Origin of the sequence: Sphingomonas sp. 2378, from assembly GCF_038084995.1 — a bacterium.
Classification (GTDB): Bacteria; Pseudomonadota; Alphaproteobacteria; order Sphingomonadales; family Sphingomonadaceae; genus Sphingomonas.
This window is the reverse complement of sequence record NZ_JAXCMJ010000002.1, coordinates 22,700-37,751: the sequence shown is the minus strand read 5'-3', so window position 1 is coordinate 37,751 and position 15,052 is coordinate 22,700. Positions and strand designations below refer to the sequence as shown.

The following is a 15,052-nucleotide window of genomic DNA, read 5'->3' as shown; positions in this document are numbered from 1 at the left end:
GGTAAGATGGCGAGACGGTAGCGCGATGGATCTGTTCAACCACCGGCTGCGGCTTCATGCCGATCCTTCGCGCGTCGTGGTGCGGCCCTTCCATATCGCATGGGGCGGCGGCAACGGCGCACCGCCCAGCCGGACCGAACGGCTGGTCGGCGAAGTGCTGGCGATGACGCCGCAGGAAGCGCGCGACCAGTTGGAAACCGTGCTGAAGGATTTCGAGGCCCGGCACTGGCAGACGCGACGCGTCTTCATGACCCGCTACGACCAGATCGAGGATCTGTTGAAGCTCGACGGGGCGAAGATCAGCGACGAGAAGCGGCAGTTGATCGGCGCCTATTTCTGCCACGAATACAGCTATGCCGCCGCCGCGCTGATGAACCCCTCGGCGGTGCCGCATTTCGACCAGACCGGCATCCAGCCGGGGTCGCAGCGTATCCTGATGTCGATGCGCGCGGTGGGTGAGGGGCATATTTCCTCGGTCGCCTTCCGCGAAGGCATCATCAACGACCAGAACCAGCTTCGCCTCGCGCCCGAGCCGCCCTTCGCCACCGCCACCGACGTGCATGGCTGGGGCGAGGAACATGCGCCGAGCGGCCCGATCACCGTGCACCGCCACCGCGACTCGACCCTGTCGGGCACGGTCATCTTCCCGATCACCCGCGCCCAGTCCAAGGGGCTGGAGGATATGCGCATCGTCCAGTTCACGCATGACGACGGCGCGGTGGAATGGATCGGCACCTACACCGCCTATGACGGCTCGGGCATCCAGTCGGAACTGATGCGCACCCGCGACTTCCGCGCGTTCGACCTGGTGCCGATGACGGGCTCAGCCGCGCGCAACAAGGGCATGGCGCTGTTCCCGCGCAAGGTCGGCGGGCAGTATATGATGATCGGGCGGCAGGACGGCGAGAATCTGTTCCTGCTCAAGTCGGACTCGCTGACGCACTGGGACGAAGGGGCGAAGATCCTGACCCCCGTCTATCCGTGGGAGCTGGTGCAGATCGGCAATTGCGGCCCGCCCATCGAGACGGACGAGGGCTGGCTGCTGCTGACGCACGGTGTCGGCGCGATGCGCAAATATTCGATCGGCGCCGCGCTGCTCGACAAGGACGATCCTTCCAAGGTGCTGGGCCGGACGAAGCAGCCGATCCTGGCCGCCAAGGATCAGGATCGCGAGGGCTATGTGCCCAACGTCGTCTATTCCTGCGGTGCGATCCGGCACGGCGATTCGCTGTTCCTGCCCTATGGCATCGCGGACAGTTCGATCGGCTTCGCCTTCGTGAAGATCAGCGAGTTGCTGGCGGCAATGTGATCACCCGGCGGCGCGTGTAGCGATACAGCGCCGCCACGATCCCCAGGAACACCAGCGTCCCCCCGACCAGCGCCGGGGTCGCGAACCCGTCGCCGACCAGCGCCAGCGGCGCGTCCGAGTTGGTCAGGTAGACGATCCCCGCAAAGCCCACGCCCCACAGGCTTTCGCCCACGATCATGCCGGTCGCCGCCAGCACGCCCAGCCGCTCGGCGGCTTCGGGATTGCCGCTGCGGCGGGCCCAGCGGTCATAGACATGGCCGATCGCCGCCCCTAGCACGACCGGCAGCGTCGCCGTCATCGGCAGATAGATGCCCAGCCCCACGCCCAGCGGCGGCAGGCGAATCCAGCCGAGCCTGCCCAGCACTTCGTCCGCCACGATCACGCCGACACCGACCAGCGCCCCGATCCCGATCATCCCCCAGTTGAGGTCGCCGCCCAGCACACCCTTGGCCAGCGCCGAGATCAACGCCGCCTGCGGGGCGGACAGGGCGTTCGGGCCAGCCCCCGGCGTACCGGCGAAACCCAAAGTCGCGTTGAGCAGGTCGAGCACCGGCGGGATCACCAGGCTGCCGAAGACGACGCCGATGACCAAGGCCACCTGCTGCTTCCACGGCGTCGCGCCGACCAGTTCGCCGGTCTTCAGATCCTGGAGATTGTCGTTGGAGATGGTCGCCACGCCGAACACGATGCCGGTGACGATCAGGGCATAGGCGACCAGCGCCTGTGTCGTATCGGGCGAGGTGCCGCGCCCGAACAATCCGACCAGCAACAGCGCGGCGGCGAGGACGGACAGGATGCCGATCCCGGACACCGGGCTGTTCGACGCGCCGATCAGGCCCGCCATGTATCCGCAGACGGCGGCGATCACGAGGCCGATGAGCAGGATGAACAACAGCGCTCCGCCGATCAACGCGAAGCCCGACGCCGCCAGCGGCCCACCCGCGATCACCGACCAGAGCAGCCCCGCGATCGGCACCAGCGTCGCCAGCGCGACCGCCGCGACGATCCCGATCGGCAGGTCACGCTCGCCCACCGCCAGCACCGCGCCGTCCCGCTTGGCGGAGGCGGCGGCGAGCGAAGAGCGGATGCCGCCGATCACCGGCCCGATGATCTTGATGAGCGTCCAGATCGCCGCCACCCCGATCACGCCCGCGCCCAGGAAGCGTACGTCGCGACTGAACACGCCGCCTGCCCACTCGGCGACCGGTCCCGCCGAGGGTGCCATCGCGGTCAGGATGGGCAGCGCCACCCACCAGCCGATCGCGATCCCGACCAGCATGGCGAGGCCGACCGACAGGCCGACCAGATGCCCGACCCCGACCAGCGCGAAGGACAGCCCGCCCGCAATCCCCGTCGCCCCCGCGCCGGTTCGGAAGAAGATCGCCGCTTCCGATACGGCCAGCTTGGTCTGGGTGAGTATGGCAAACCCGGCCGAGGCGATGGCGTTGACGACGATCAGGCGCAGGCCGGTCGCGCTCTCCGCCTCGCCCTCACGGCTGCCTGCACCGACCTTCAACACCTCGGCGGCGGCGCGGCCTTCGGGATAGGGGAGGTTGGTGTCGACCACCAGCGCGCGGCGCAGCGGCACCGAGAACATCACCCCCAATATGCCCCCGGTCGCGGTAATCCCGGCGGTCAGCAGATAGGGGAAACCCTGCCACCAGCCGATCATGACCAGGCCGGGCAGCACGAAGATGATCGCCGCCAGCGTCCCCGCCGCCGAGGCGACCGTCTGGACGATGTTGTTCTCCAGCACCGAACTGTTGGGCAGATAGCGCAGGATCGCCATCGAGATGACCGCCGCCGGGATCGACGTGGCGAAGGTCAGCCCGACCTTGAGCCCCAGATAGACGTTGGCAGCGGTGAACAACAGGGTGATGATCCCGCCCAGTGCGATCCCGCGAAGGGTGAGTTCGGCGATCGGCGGGGTGGTAGCGGTCGGAGTACGGCTCATGCCCGCAGATGTGGCAGAGTGCGGCGCGCTCGCCTAGCGTTTCCATATGGGGGTGAGCGGGGAACGTGCGCTTCGACTTCGCTCGGCGCGAACGGGCGAGGTATCTTCCTACCCCCCCCACCTCCGTTCGGCCTGAGCGAAGTCGAAGGCCACGAGATCTGTCTGCCTCCATCACGCCACCCCGGCGAAGGCCGGGCCCCCGTTGCAGTGCATTATCGATGGCGGGATACCGAAGCCACGCGCTCATCTTACCGCATACTCCCAACTGGGTGGCACTTGGACCTCGATTCTCGCCAAGCGCGCGCGATGGCTTGCAAAAACCCAATCCTGTGGCCTTGGACTTTGCTCAGGCTGAACGGAGGAGGGGAAATTACCCCCGGAACAAATTCCCCAGCACCCCCCGCACCACGGCGCCGACGATCCCGCCGCCGGCGCCGTTCGACCGCCGCCGCGCGCCGCCACCGAACACCTGCTTGCCGATCTCGTTCGCCACCTGTCGTCCGATCGAGGAACTGGCCGATCGCGCCGCGCTGGTCGCCATCTTGGCCCAGGGCGAGTTCGCCGCCTCGCGCTGTTCCGCGATCCGCGCGCGTTCGGCGTCCTTCGCCGCCCTGGCATCGGCCTTGGCTTGTTGCGCCGCCTGTTTGTCCGCCTCGGTCGCCGCCTTGGCTTCGGCGGCAGCGGCGGCGGCTTCCTGCGTCTTGGCGGCGAGCAGTTCCTCGGCCGATTCGCGATCGATCGCCTGATCGTATTTCGTGCCGACCGCATCCGTCTCGACCAGCACCTTGCGCTCCTCCGGCGTCGCAGGGCCGACCCGGCTGCGGGGTGGCGCGATCATCGTGCGCTCGACTGGCGAGGGGGAACCGTCGGGCTGGAGCAGCGAGACCAAAGCCTCGCCGACCTTCAACTCGGTGATCGCGCTCGCCACGTCGACGCCGGGATTGGCCCGGAAGGTTTCCGCCGCCGAGCGCACCGCCGCCTGATCGCGCGGGGTGAAGGCGCGCAGGGCGTGCTGCACCCGGTTGCCCAGTTGCCCGGCGATCTTGTCGGGCACGTCGATGGGGTTCTGGGTGATGAAATAGACGCCGACGCCCTTGGACCGGATCAGCCGCACGACGCGCTCGATCGTGTCGACCAGCGCGGGTCCGGCATCGTCGAACAGCAGATGCGCTTCATCGAAGAAGAAGACGAGTTTCGGCTTGTCCGGGTCGCCGATCTCCGGAAGTTGCTCGAACAGTTCGGACAACAGCCAGAGGAGGAAGGTGGCATAGAGCTTGGGGCTCGCCATCAACTGGTCGGCGGCCAGGATGTTGACGACGCCGCGCCCCGAATCATCGGTGGCGATCAGGTCGGCCAGTTCCAGCGCCGGTTCGCCGAAGAAATGCTCGGCACCTTGCGTGCGCAACTGGAGCAACGCGCGCTGGATCGCGCCGACCGACTGTTTGGACACATTGCCATAGGTGGTGGTGAGTTCCTCGGCCCGCGCGGCGCATTCGGCCAGCATCGCCTGGAGATCGTCCAGGTCGAGGAGCAGCAACCCTTCCTTGTCCGCGAGATGGAAGGCGATGGTCAGCACCCCCTCTTGCGTCTCGTTCAGGCCCATCATCCGGGCGAGGAGCAGGGGCCCCATCTCCGACACGGTGGCGCGGACCGGGTGGCCTTGGCGACCGAACAGGTCCCAGAACTGCACGGGCGCGGCGTCATAGGTCCAGTCGGTCATGCCCAACTCGGCGGCGCGAGCGGTGAAGGCGGCATGGGTCTTGCCCATCGCCGATCCCGCCATGCCCAGGCCGGACAGGTCGCCCTTCACGTCCGCGACGAAGCTGGGCACCCCGGCGCGAGAGAAACCCTCGACCATCGTCTGGAGCGTCACCGTCTTGCCGGTGCCGGTCGCACCCGCGATCAGGCCGTGCCGGTTCGCGCGCTTGAGGTCGATCGTCTGCGGCTTGCCGCCGCCCATGCCGATGAAGATGCCGTCCATGCCCGCATCTTATCGCGCTGTTGGGCGACGGGAATAGGAAAAGGCCGCCGCATCATCGAGATGCGACGGCCTTTTTCCCCGCCCTCCCATGATGAGGGAGGGAAAAGACGGGTGCTACTTGATGCGCAGCGGGATCAGGGCACCCGCGATGCGACCGCGCGTGATCTGGGCCAGCACCTGCGGACGACCCGCCGACTTGGCCTCGGTCACGATCCGCTGGATATCGGCGGCGCTGCGGATGGCGGTGCCGTTGATCGCGGTGATGACATCACCGCGCTTCAGCTTGGACGCCGCATCGCTCGACGGATCGACCGCCGCGATCACCACGCCTTGAGTCGTCGGATCGACGTTGATCGCGCGGGCGATCGCGGGGGTCAGCGCCTGCACCGACAGGCCCAGCCCGCCGCCCGCCGTGGGGGCGGCCTGCGCGTCGTCGTCATTATCGGGGAAGGCGTCCGAACCGTCGCCCATCGTCGCGCGCAGTTCGTCATTCGACGGACGGGTCGCGGCTGTCGCGGTCAGCGACATCGGCTTGCCACCGCGCAACACGTCGAGCTGGACACGACCACCCGGCGGGACATTGGCGATCAGATAGGACAGGGTCTGCTCGGGCGTCACCGCCTGGCCGTTGACCTTGGTGACCACGTCGAAGGCCTTCAGGCCGGCCTTGGCGGCGGGACCGTCCGGCTCGACCTTGGCGATGATCTCGCCCTGGCCCTTGGGCACGCCCAGCGAGGCCGCGACATCGTCATTGACCGGGCCGCCGATCTGCACGCCCAGATAGCCGCGCTCGATCTTCTGGCCCTTCATCAGCCGGTCGATGATCGGCTTGGCGTCCTCCGCCGGGATGGCGAAGCCGATGCCGATATTGCCGCCCGACTGCGAATAGATCTGGCTGTTGATGCCGATGACGTTGCCGTTCATGTCGAACATCGGGCCGCCCGAATTGCCCTGGTTGATCGCGGCGTCGGTCTGGATGAAGCGGTCGTTCGCGCCGCCCTGCCCGGTCACGCGGTGCACGGCCGAGACGATACCGGCGGTCACGGTGCTCGACAGGCCGAAGGGCTGGCCGATCGCCAGCACCCAGTCGCCGGGCCGTGCCCGCGACGAATCGCCGAAGCGGACGAAGGGCAGGTTCTTGCCGTCGATCTTCAGGACCGCGAGGTCCGAGGTTTCGTCGCGGCCCACGACCTTGGCGGTATATTCCTTGCGGTCGTTGAGCGTGACGGTGATCGAATCGACCGACGCCCCCGCCGCCCCCGGCGCGATCACATGGTTGTTGGTGACGATGTACCCGTCGGGCGAGATCAGGAAGCCCGAACCCAGCGACGCGCCCTCGCGCTTCTGCGGCTGCGGTCCGCCCTGGCCGCCGAACTGGCCGAAAAAGCCCTCGAACGGCGTACCGGCGAACGGGTTCGCCTGCTGCTTCACGGTGATCGACTGTTTGGTGGAGATGTTGACGACGGCGGGCTGGAGCTTGGCGACCATGTCGGCAAAGCTCATCGGCGCACCGGCGCGGGGCGCGACGGCCTGGATCGCGCCCGGCTCGTTCTGCGCGACCTGCGCGGTGCCCGGCTGGAGGGCCAGGGTCGCGGTCGCACCACCGAGGAGGAGCGCACTGGTAATGGCGTAGGCGTAGCGCACTGGGCTAAGGTCCTCTCAATGAAGAAAATTCAGTTTGACCGTGGCCTATATGTCACGATTTTGCTGAACAACGCTTGAATATGAACAGGTCGAAAGGTGTATAAATCCTTATCGACCCGGCGCGGTGAATTCCTTCAGATAGCTGTTCTCGGGCGACAGAATGATCTGGGTGTTGCCATGTTCCTGCGTGCTGCCGTCCGCGCCGAAGGTATGGCGATAGGACTGCATGGCGCGATAGAAATCATAGAAACCTGCATCCTTGCCAAAGGCTTGGGCATAGATCTGCGCGGCCTGCGCATCGGCGTCGGCGCGGACGATCTGCGCCTGCTTTTGCCCCTGCGCGGCGATGGTGATCGCCTCCTGCTGACGCGCGGTCTGCATCCGGGCGAGCGCGCTTTCCAGCGGGGTGCCCGGTGGCAATTCGGCCTCCTTGATCCGGACATCGACGATCTGCACGCCATACTGCCGGGCGATTCGGTCGAGTCGCACCTGGATCGCGTCCATCACCTGGCCGCGCTCCGGGCTGAGCAATTCGGTCGAGCGGCGCTTGCCCAGTTCGTTGCGCAGCGCCGAGCCGAAGATCGGGCGAAGCTGGTTGACGACGCCGTCGACGGTGCCCGCCGTCGCCAGCATCCGGCGCGGATCGACCACGCGGAAGCGTGCGAAGGCATCGACATTCATGCGGAGCTGATCGGTCGACAGGACCTGGGTCTTTTCCAGATCGAGGTCGAGCACCCGCTTGTCGACCCAGACGATCCGGTCGACGAACGGAATGCGTGCGATCAACCCGGCGCCGCTCGCCCCCAGTTCCTCGTTCGGGCGATAGCCGTTGACGATCCGCCGGGGCTGTTCAAAGCGATAGATAACCGCCTGCTTGGTCTCGGGCACGATGGCGAAGGTCGCCGCCGCGACGATCACCGCGACCAGCAGGGCGACACCCAGTACGATCGGGTTGCGAAGGGTCAGGCCGTTCACTGGCCACCTCCCTGATTCGCAGGAGTGGGCGTCGCGACTTCGGGCGGCGGCGGTGTCGGCCGCGCCTTGGACAGCGGCAGATAGGGGACGACGCCCGGTGCCTCGACGATGGTCTTGTCGGACTTGGCCAGCACGGCCTCCATGGTCTCGTAATACATGCGGCGGCGGGTCACTTCGGGGGCGAGGCGATATTGCTCGTACATCTTGTCGAACTGCGCCGCCTCACCCTGGGCGCGCGCGATCACCTGCTGCGCATAGGAGCGGGCCTGGTTCACATCGGCGACCGCACGCTGCTGCGCCGCCGTCACCTTGTTGAAGTCGTCGACGATCTGCTGCGGCGGGGCGGCCTGCTTGATCGCCACGCCCTGGATACGAACGCCCGAGCGATACTCGTTCAGGATCGCCTGGGTCATCTCCTGCACGCGCTGCTCTATGCCGGTGCGGCCCGAACCCAGTGCCTGGTCCAGTGTCGTCTCCGCGATCACCGCGCGCATCGCGCTTTCGGCGGCGGCGCGGACGGTTTCCTGCGGCTGGGCGAGGCGGAAGGCGTAGTCGCGCGGATTGGCGATGTCCCAACGCACCGAATAGGTCAGGTCGATGATGTTCTGGTCCCCGGTCAGGACCAGATTCGCGTCCGAGCCTTCGGGGAAATTCTCGGTACGGATCTTCTGCACGTCCAGCACGCGGACGCTGGCGATGGGGGCGGGGGCCGTGAACTGGATGCCCGGTTCCAATATGCCGGTATAGCGACCGAAATAGGTGACGACGCCGCGTTGCTGCGGGCCGATCGGGTGGATCGAGGTATAGAGCACCCAGATGCCGAACAGGATCGCCGCGCCTATCGCCCAGAGCGTCCGGCCGCCGGGCGCGCCCGGAATGCCGCCGAAGCCGCCCCCCGTGCCGCCGGGGCCTTCGCCCGGACCGCCGCCGCCGGCGCCGCGCGCCTTGCGGATGAATTCATCCAGCGCGGTGGGCTTGCCCGGTGCCTTGCGGCCACCCGGCGGCACCGCCCAGGGGTTGCGGGGGCCACCATCGGAGTCCTCGCCGGACCCGCCCCAGGGGCCCTTCGGCGTTTCGGCGGCTAGATTGGGGGGGCGTTGAAACCGGCCCGTCAGCTTTCTCATGCTCATCGTTATAGGAACGGTTCGCCGACAAAAACAGTGCCAAGCCGCGTATCGCATCCTATCTGGCGGCCATGAGCATCATCGAGACGGTAAAGGCGGCGGTGGCCGCGGTGGCGGGCAAGCGCGCGAATGTGCGGATGGAGGGCGCGCGGGCGGGCGTCGTCCTCGACACCACGGGGCTCGACGGCGCGGGCCGACAGGCGCTGGAGGACGAGGTGAAGGCCGCCGCGATCCAGTCGGGGGCCGAGGACGTCCGCGTCGTCCTGACCGCCGAGAAGCGCGAGCGCCGGATCATCGCGGTCGCCAGCGGCAAGGGCGGGGTGGGCAAGTCCACCCTGTCCGCCAATCTCGCCATCGCGCTGGCGCGGGGGGGGATCAGGACCGGGCTGGTCGATGCGGATATCTATGGTCCCTCGCAGCCGCGCCTGATGGCCGCCGAGGGGGTGAAGCCCGTCGCGCAGGACGGCAAGCTGCAACCCGTGCCCACGCCCTATGGCGTGTCGTTGCTCTCGATGGGACAGTTGGTCGAGCCGGACAAGGCGATCGCCTGGCGCGGGCCGATGGCGGCGGGGGCGCTCAGCCAGCTTGTCGATGGCGACTGGGGCGCGACCGAATTGCTGGTGCTCGACCTGCCGCCCGGCACCGGCGACGTGCAACTGACCATGGTGCAGAAGCATCGCCCAGCGGGCGCGGTGATCGTCTCGACCCCGCAGGACCTGGCGCTGATCGATGCGCGGCGGGCGATCGACCTGTTCACCAAGGCGGGCGTGCCGATCATCGGGCTGGTCGAGAATATGGCAGGCTATCGTTGTCCGCATTGCGGCGAATATTCCGACCCGTTCGGATCGGGCGGGGCCGAGGCGGCGGCGGCGGAGCTGGGGATTCCGTTTCTGGGCCGGGTGCCGCTGACCATCGCGATTCGCACAGCGTCCGATGCGGGACAGCCGCCGGCGGCGGGGGAGGGGGACATGACCTTCGCACCGCTGGCGAAGTCGGTGGCGGATTGGCTCTCGCGCGGATGAAACCGGCGGATCGTCGGGGCGTTGGAGCGGGATAGACCGTCCGCACCCCGTCGATACGACAGGCCGAAGGGGCGGTCCGCCAAGGGGACCGTCCATGCCGCTGACCGATGATGAGGATATCCGCGCTCTGTTGCAGGAGGCGCGTACCATCGCGCTGGTCGGCGCCTCGGATCGCCCCGACCGGCCCTCTTACGGCGTGATGAAGCGCCTTCAGGATCACGGATATCGCGTGATCCCGGTCAACCCGCAGATCACCGGCGAGCATGTCCATGGCGAGTTCGTCTTCCGCGAGCTGGGCCAATTGGGCGACCCCATCGACATCGTCGACATCTTCCGCCGCTCCGATGCGGTCGGGCCCATCGTGGACGAGGCGATCGCGGTCGGGGCCAAGGCGATCTGGATGCAGCTTGGCGTCGTCAACGAGGAGGCCGCCGCGCGGGCGGAAGCCGCCGGGCTGAAGGTCGTGATGAACCGCTGCCCCGCGATCGAACTGCCCCGGCTGGGTGTGGAGCCGGTCGGCCAGGACTGAAACTATAACAAAGGGGAGAATGGCGATGGTGCCGATCCTGTTGATGCTGGCCGCTCCGCAAGGACATGCCGGCCATGCGATGACCCTGCCCCGACTGACGCCCGCCTGCGCCACGGGGGCCTGTCCGGGCACGGCGAAGCCTTCACCCTATCGCCTGGCGCAGGATCACGGCACGCCGATCGATTCCAAGGCGCGGGCCTTCGCCAATGACGGCACGTACTGTGCCGTGGTCGGCGACAAATATTGCCGCAGCAAGCCGCGCACGCTGTTCCGCACTCAGATCGACTGACGCCCTGAAAATGACATAAGCGTAACGATACTGGCGGGCGTATCGTGGAACCGGGCATGATGCCCCGCGCCTGATCGAGATGGTCCGGGCGAACGCGATGCCGGGAGGTGTCATGGTGGCGATGACGATGGCCGTGCTTGGGGGCATGCTGGTGATGGCGGCGCCTGTTCAAGACGGAGCATCACCGGCGGTCCCGTCGGTCGAGGCGATCATGGCGAAGACGCGCGAAGCGAGCGGGGTCCAGAAGCGCTGCGTCTACGACCCTAACGGGACCGACATCACCGTCTGCGGTCGCCGTAATGCCGATCGCTTCCGCATGCCCTTCGAAATCCCGCCGGAGCCCGGCGATCCGCGCCATGAAGGGGTGATGGATGAACGGACCAGGCTGCTCGCGCGCTCCAATTCGGTCAAGAGTATGTCGCCCTTTCTGGTCGGCGGTGGTCATGTCGGGGTCACGCTGGATACGAACCCCCGTGGCGGCGGCGGGCCGACGCTGCGCAAGCCTGCGCCATGACGCGAAGGAGGAACGGCCGATGATCGCCTTGTTGCTGATCGCCCTACAGGCGACCCAGGCCACCCCGCCGCCACCGGCCGCTCCGGGCACGGAGCGTTTTTCGATCCTCGCGCGCGATCCCTGCCCGCCCTCGGCGGGGACCAGGGAGGATGTGATCGTCTGCGGGCGGCGGCAGGCCGACGACCGTATCCCAGACGTGCCGGGTGAGATACCGGCCGGCCCCATCCCCTCCAATCCGGAACGGACCGGGATCGGTGCGTTGCGGGCGTCGGGCACGCCCTGTGCGGCCAGCCAATGGGGGTGCCAGACCGGGGTCAACATCCTGGGCCCCGCGATGCTGCTCGCCAACGAGGCGCGGATTGGGATCAGCAAGCTGGTCGACAAATCCCGCGACAAGAGCAACCGCGTTCCCATCGCGCTGGATGGACCGGGGCCGCAGGGGCATCTGGAACCCTGACATCGTGTCCCCATTCCTCCCCGGCACGGGGAGGTGGCAGGCCGAAGGCCTGACGGAGGGGGGCTTCCCCACAGGACATAGCTGGCCGCACGCCCCCTCCACCATGCTTCGCATGGTCCCCCTCCCCGTGCCGGGGAGGAGCGAGAAGCACTCTATTCCTCCCCAAGCTCGGCTTGGAGATGGGGAGGATCGGGTGATCAGGCCCCGGCCTGTCGCCGCGCGCGTGCCCGCGCCGAGGGCGGCGGGGTGAACCAGTCGGTCAGTGTCAGGCCAGTCTGCGCCATCGCCCGCAACACGACCTGCCCCGCCGCGCGCGCGTCGCTCAGCGCGTCATGGTGGCGATGCTCCAGGTCCAGAAACGTAGCCAGCGTATTCAGCTTGTGATTGGGCAGTTCGGGCCAGGCCCGCCGCGCGATCGTCACGCTGTCCAGCCAGCGCGCGGCGATCGGGGGCAGCGCGTCGCGCTCGCAGGCCCGGCCCAATGCGCCCTTGTCGAACCCCGAATGCGCCACGGTCACCCGCCCGCCCAGATGCCCCGCCAGTTCGGGATGGAGATGCGCGAAGGTCGGCTTGCCCAGCACATGCTCCGCCGTGATGCCGTGGATGCCGATGTTGAAATGACTGAACTCGTCGCACGGATCGACCAGCGTTTCATAGGCGAGCACCTCGACGCCCGCCGCATAGCCGACGATGCCGATCTGGCAGATGCTGCTGGTACGCTGGCACGCGGTTTCGACGTCGATGACCACGAAATCGGGGGAGATCATCCCGCCACTTTAGCGCCCTATCGCCATTCGAGCAATAAAAGGTCGCCCCATGGCTCGACAGCGACCGTTTCTATCCGCTACCCGCCGAGGCTCTACGAACGCTCGGGATACAGGAAGACGATATGGGCGACGCATTGCGGGTGGCTTTGGCGGGACTCGGCACGGTGGGGGGCGGCGTCATTCGCCTGCTCGACGCGAACCGTGACCTGATTACCCGGCGCGCCGGTCGCCCGATCGAGATCGTCGCCGTCTCCGCGCGGGACCGGACCAAGGACCGGGGCGTGGACTTGTCGCGCTTCGAATGGGTCGACGATACCGCCGCGCTCGCCTTCCACCCCAATGCCGATGTGGTGGTCGAACTGATCGGCGGATCGGACGGCCCCGCGCTGACGCTCGCGCGGACCGCGCTCGATGCCGGGCGCGGGTTCGTCACCGCCAACAAGGCGATGCTGGCGCATCACGGGCTGGAACTGGCGCGGGAGGCGGAGGCGTCCAATGCGGCGCTGAAGTTCGAGGCGGCGGTGGCGGGCGGCATTCCCGTCATCAAGGGCCTGCGCGAAGGTGCGGCGGCCAACGCGATCGCGCGGGTCTATGGCATCCTCAACGGCACCTGCAATTTCATCCTGTCCAAGATGGAAGCGGAAGGCCGCGACTTCGCCGAGGTGCTCGCCGAGGCCCAGGCGCTGGGTTATGCGGAGGCGGACCCCAGCTTCGACATCGATGGGGTGGACGCGGCGCACAAGCTGTCGATCCTGGCCGCCATCGCCTTCGGGACACAGCCCGCCTTCGAGGACGTCGCGATCGGCGGCGTGCGGCATGTGCTGGCCGCCGACATCGCGCAGGCGGCGTCGCTCGGCTATCGCGTGCGTCTGGTCGGCGTGGCGGAAGAGGGGGCGAGCGGCCTGTTCCAGCGGGTGCATCCGCATCTGGTGCCGCTCGACCATCCGCTGGCGCATGTCACCGGTTCGACCAACGCCGTGGTGGCGGAGGGCAATTTCGTCGGCCGCTTGCTGTTCCAGGGCGCGGGGGCGGGGGACGGCCCGACCGCCAGCGCGGTGGTCGCCGACCTGATCGACATCGCGCGCGGCGAATATGGCGCGTCCTTCGCCATGCCCGCGCACGAACTGACCCCCGCCGCCAAGGCCGATAGCGGCGAGCGGCGCGGGCGGGCTTATTTGCGCTTCACCGTGCAGGACAAGGTCGGCGTGCTGGCCGAGATCGCCGCCGCGATGCGCGATGCTGGGGTTTCGATCGAGAGCCTGATCCAGCGCGGTGAGGCGGCGGACGGCGGGGTGATGATCGCGATCGTCACGCATGAGGGGCCGGAGCGCGCGGTGGCGCAGGCGCTGGAGCGGTTGCGCGGGAGCCAGAGCCTGGTCGGGCAGCCGCTGTTGATGCATATTCTGGGGTGATATCCCCGAACCGTCGCCCCAGCGCAGGCTGGGGCCTTTGGCGATGACGGCATTTCCTCGCCAGAGATCCCGGCCTGCGCCGGGATGACGGTGTGAAGGCTATTTCTTGATCAACCCGATCTCCACCAACCGCTCGAACAGATAGTCATGCGCGGTGATCGGCTCCGGGTACCGATCCGGGTGGCCTTCGCTCACCGTCCCCGGCAGCGTCTTGATCAGGAAATCGGGCGCCGGGTGCAGGAAGAACGGCATCGAGTAACGCGAAAAGCCGCGCCGCTCGACCGGCGGGTTGACCACCCGGTGCGTGGTCGAGGGCAGGACATGGTTGGTCAGCCGCTGGAGCATGTCGCCGACATTGACCACCATCGCGCCCTCGGGCGGGCGGATCGCCAGCCACTCGCCCGAATCGCGGTCGAGCAGTTCCAGCCCCGCCTCCTCGGCACCGAGCAGCAGGGTGATGAGGTTGATATCCTCATGCGCGCCCGCCCGGACGCCCTCCGCATCCGCCGGGATCGGCGGATAATGGAGCAGGCGCAGCACCGAATTGCCGTCCTTCACCGCCGGGTCGAACCAGTGCGGGTCGAGTTTCAGATGGCGCGCGATGGCGGAGAGCAGCCGGTCCCCCGCCTTGTCGAACGCGGTAAACAGTTCCAGGAAATCCGCGCGGAACCCCTCAGGGCGTTCGGGCCAGATATTGGCGGGCATCCGGTCGGCATAGGCATGGCCCTCGGGCAGTTCGCGGCCGACATGCCAGAACTCCTTGAGGTCGACGACCTTGGCGTCCTTGGCGATCTCGGTCTTGAACGGGGTATAGCCGCGCGCGCCGCCGCCGCCGGGGACGTGATAGCCGCGCTTCTCTTCTTCGGGCAGGTCGAACAGCGCCTTGGTCTGCGCCCAGGCGCGGTCGATCAGGTCGGCGGGCACGCCGTGGTCCGCGACGATGGCGAAACCGAACCGCTCGAACGAGCCGCCCAGCGCGGCGGCAAAGCCCTCGGGATCGCGGTCCTGATCGGCGAGGCTGAGCGTCGGAACCTCGGCGGAGCGGGTGTCGGTCATGGCGATATGTCCAGAAAAT

At 67.7% G+C, this 15,052-nt stretch carries 14 protein-coding genes; 7 read left to right on the top strand and 7 right to left on the bottom strand.

Translation table 11 applies throughout. The features are described from left to right. The first annotated feature begins 25 nt into the window (after nucleotides 1-25). Complete coding sequence (locus tag SM191_RS01300; protein ID WP_306998134.1) at nucleotides 26-1,309, top strand: glycoside hydrolase family 130 protein; 1,284 nt, start codon at nucleotides 26-28, stop codon at nucleotides 1,307-1,309. Here SM191_RS01300 and SM191_RS01295 read toward each other — a convergent pair. The 5 genes from SM191_RS01295 to hflK form a co-directional block, all read right to left on the bottom strand. After that, nucleotides 1,284-3,263: an OPT family oligopeptide transporter gene (locus SM191_RS01295; protein ID WP_341504622.1), complete on the bottom strand. Its 1,980-nt coding sequence runs from the start codon at nucleotides 3,261-3,263 to the stop codon at nucleotides 1,284-1,286. The two genes, SM191_RS01300 and SM191_RS01295, sit on opposite strands and share 26 nt — an antisense overlap. 370 nt (nucleotides 3,264-3,633) lie before the next feature. Further along, the gene (locus SM191_RS01290; protein ID WP_341504621.1) at nucleotides 3,634-5,244 is read right to left on the bottom strand and encodes a helicase HerA-like domain-containing protein; all 1,611 of its coding nucleotides are present in this window, start codon (nucleotides 5,242-5,244) and stop codon (nucleotides 3,634-3,636) included. Between the two features lie 114 nt (nucleotides 5,245-5,358). Beyond that, entirely contained in the window at nucleotides 5,359-6,888 is a 1,530-nt protein-coding gene (locus tag SM191_RS01285; protein WP_306998140.1) for a Do family serine endopeptidase, read from the bottom strand. Between the two features lie 108 nt (nucleotides 6,889-6,996). Beyond that, the gene (gene hflC / locus SM191_RS01280) at nucleotides 6,997-7,863 is read right to left on the bottom strand and encodes a protease modulator HflC (protein WP_267435437.1); all 867 of its coding nucleotides are present in this window, start codon (nucleotides 7,861-7,863) and stop codon (nucleotides 6,997-6,999) included. After that, complete coding sequence (hflK, locus tag SM191_RS01275) at nucleotides 7,860-8,987, bottom strand: protease modulator HflK (protein ID WP_341504620.1); 1,128 nt, start codon at nucleotides 8,985-8,987, stop codon at nucleotides 7,860-7,862. Before hflK ends, hflC begins: the two co-directional genes overlap by 4 nt. Before the next feature lie 71 nt (nucleotides 8,988-9,058). Between hflK and SM191_RS01270 the strand changes: the two genes are divergently transcribed. From SM191_RS01270 to SM191_RS01250, 5 genes are all read left to right on the top strand, one after another. Then, nucleotides 9,059-10,009: an Mrp/NBP35 family ATP-binding protein gene (locus SM191_RS01270; RefSeq protein ID WP_341504619.1), complete on the top strand. Its 951-nt coding sequence runs from the start codon at nucleotides 9,059-9,061 to the stop codon at nucleotides 10,007-10,009. 94 nt (nucleotides 10,010-10,103) lie between these two features. After that, on the top strand, nucleotides 10,104-10,538 hold the full coding sequence (locus SM191_RS01265) for a CoA-binding protein (RefSeq protein WP_341504618.1): 435 nt from the start codon (nucleotides 10,104-10,106) through the stop codon (nucleotides 10,536-10,538). 19 nt (nucleotides 10,539-10,557) lie between these two features. Further along, on the top strand, nucleotides 10,558-10,827 hold the full coding sequence (locus tag SM191_RS01260) for a hypothetical protein (protein ID WP_267435433.1): 270 nt from the start codon (nucleotides 10,558-10,560) through the stop codon (nucleotides 10,825-10,827). A 97-nt stretch (nucleotides 10,828-10,924) separates the two neighbouring features. After that, entirely contained in the window at nucleotides 10,925-11,341 is a 417-nt protein-coding gene (locus SM191_RS01255) for a hypothetical protein (RefSeq protein ID WP_341504616.1), read from the top strand. Nucleotides 11,342-11,360: 19 nt separating this feature from the next. Then, on the top strand, nucleotides 11,361-11,798 hold the full coding sequence (locus SM191_RS01250; protein WP_341504615.1) for a hypothetical protein: 438 nt from the start codon (nucleotides 11,361-11,363) through the stop codon (nucleotides 11,796-11,798). Between the two features lie 197 nt (nucleotides 11,799-11,995). On the opposite strand, the gene SM191_RS01245 is transcribed toward SM191_RS01250, so the two are convergent. Beyond that, nucleotides 11,996-12,565: a 3'-5' exonuclease gene (locus SM191_RS01245; protein ID WP_341504614.1), complete on the bottom strand. Its 570-nt coding sequence runs from the start codon at nucleotides 12,563-12,565 to the stop codon at nucleotides 11,996-11,998. A 122-nt stretch (nucleotides 12,566-12,687) separates the two neighbouring features. On the opposite strand from SM191_RS01245, the gene SM191_RS01240 reads away from it, so the two are divergent. Then, nucleotides 12,688-13,977: a homoserine dehydrogenase gene (locus tag SM191_RS01240; RefSeq protein WP_341504612.1), complete on the top strand. Its 1,290-nt coding sequence runs from the start codon at nucleotides 12,688-12,690 to the stop codon at nucleotides 13,975-13,977. Between the two features lie 99 nt (nucleotides 13,978-14,076). Here the strand turns inward: SM191_RS01240 and SM191_RS01235 are convergent, their stop codons facing one another. Beyond that, nucleotides 14,077-15,033 carry an isopenicillin N synthase family dioxygenase gene (locus tag SM191_RS01235; protein ID WP_341504610.1) on the bottom strand — a complete coding sequence of 319 codons (957 nt, stop codon included), beginning with the start codon at nucleotides 15,031-15,033 and terminating at the stop codon, nucleotides 14,077-14,079. Nucleotides 15,034-15,052: the final 19 nt, after the last annotated feature.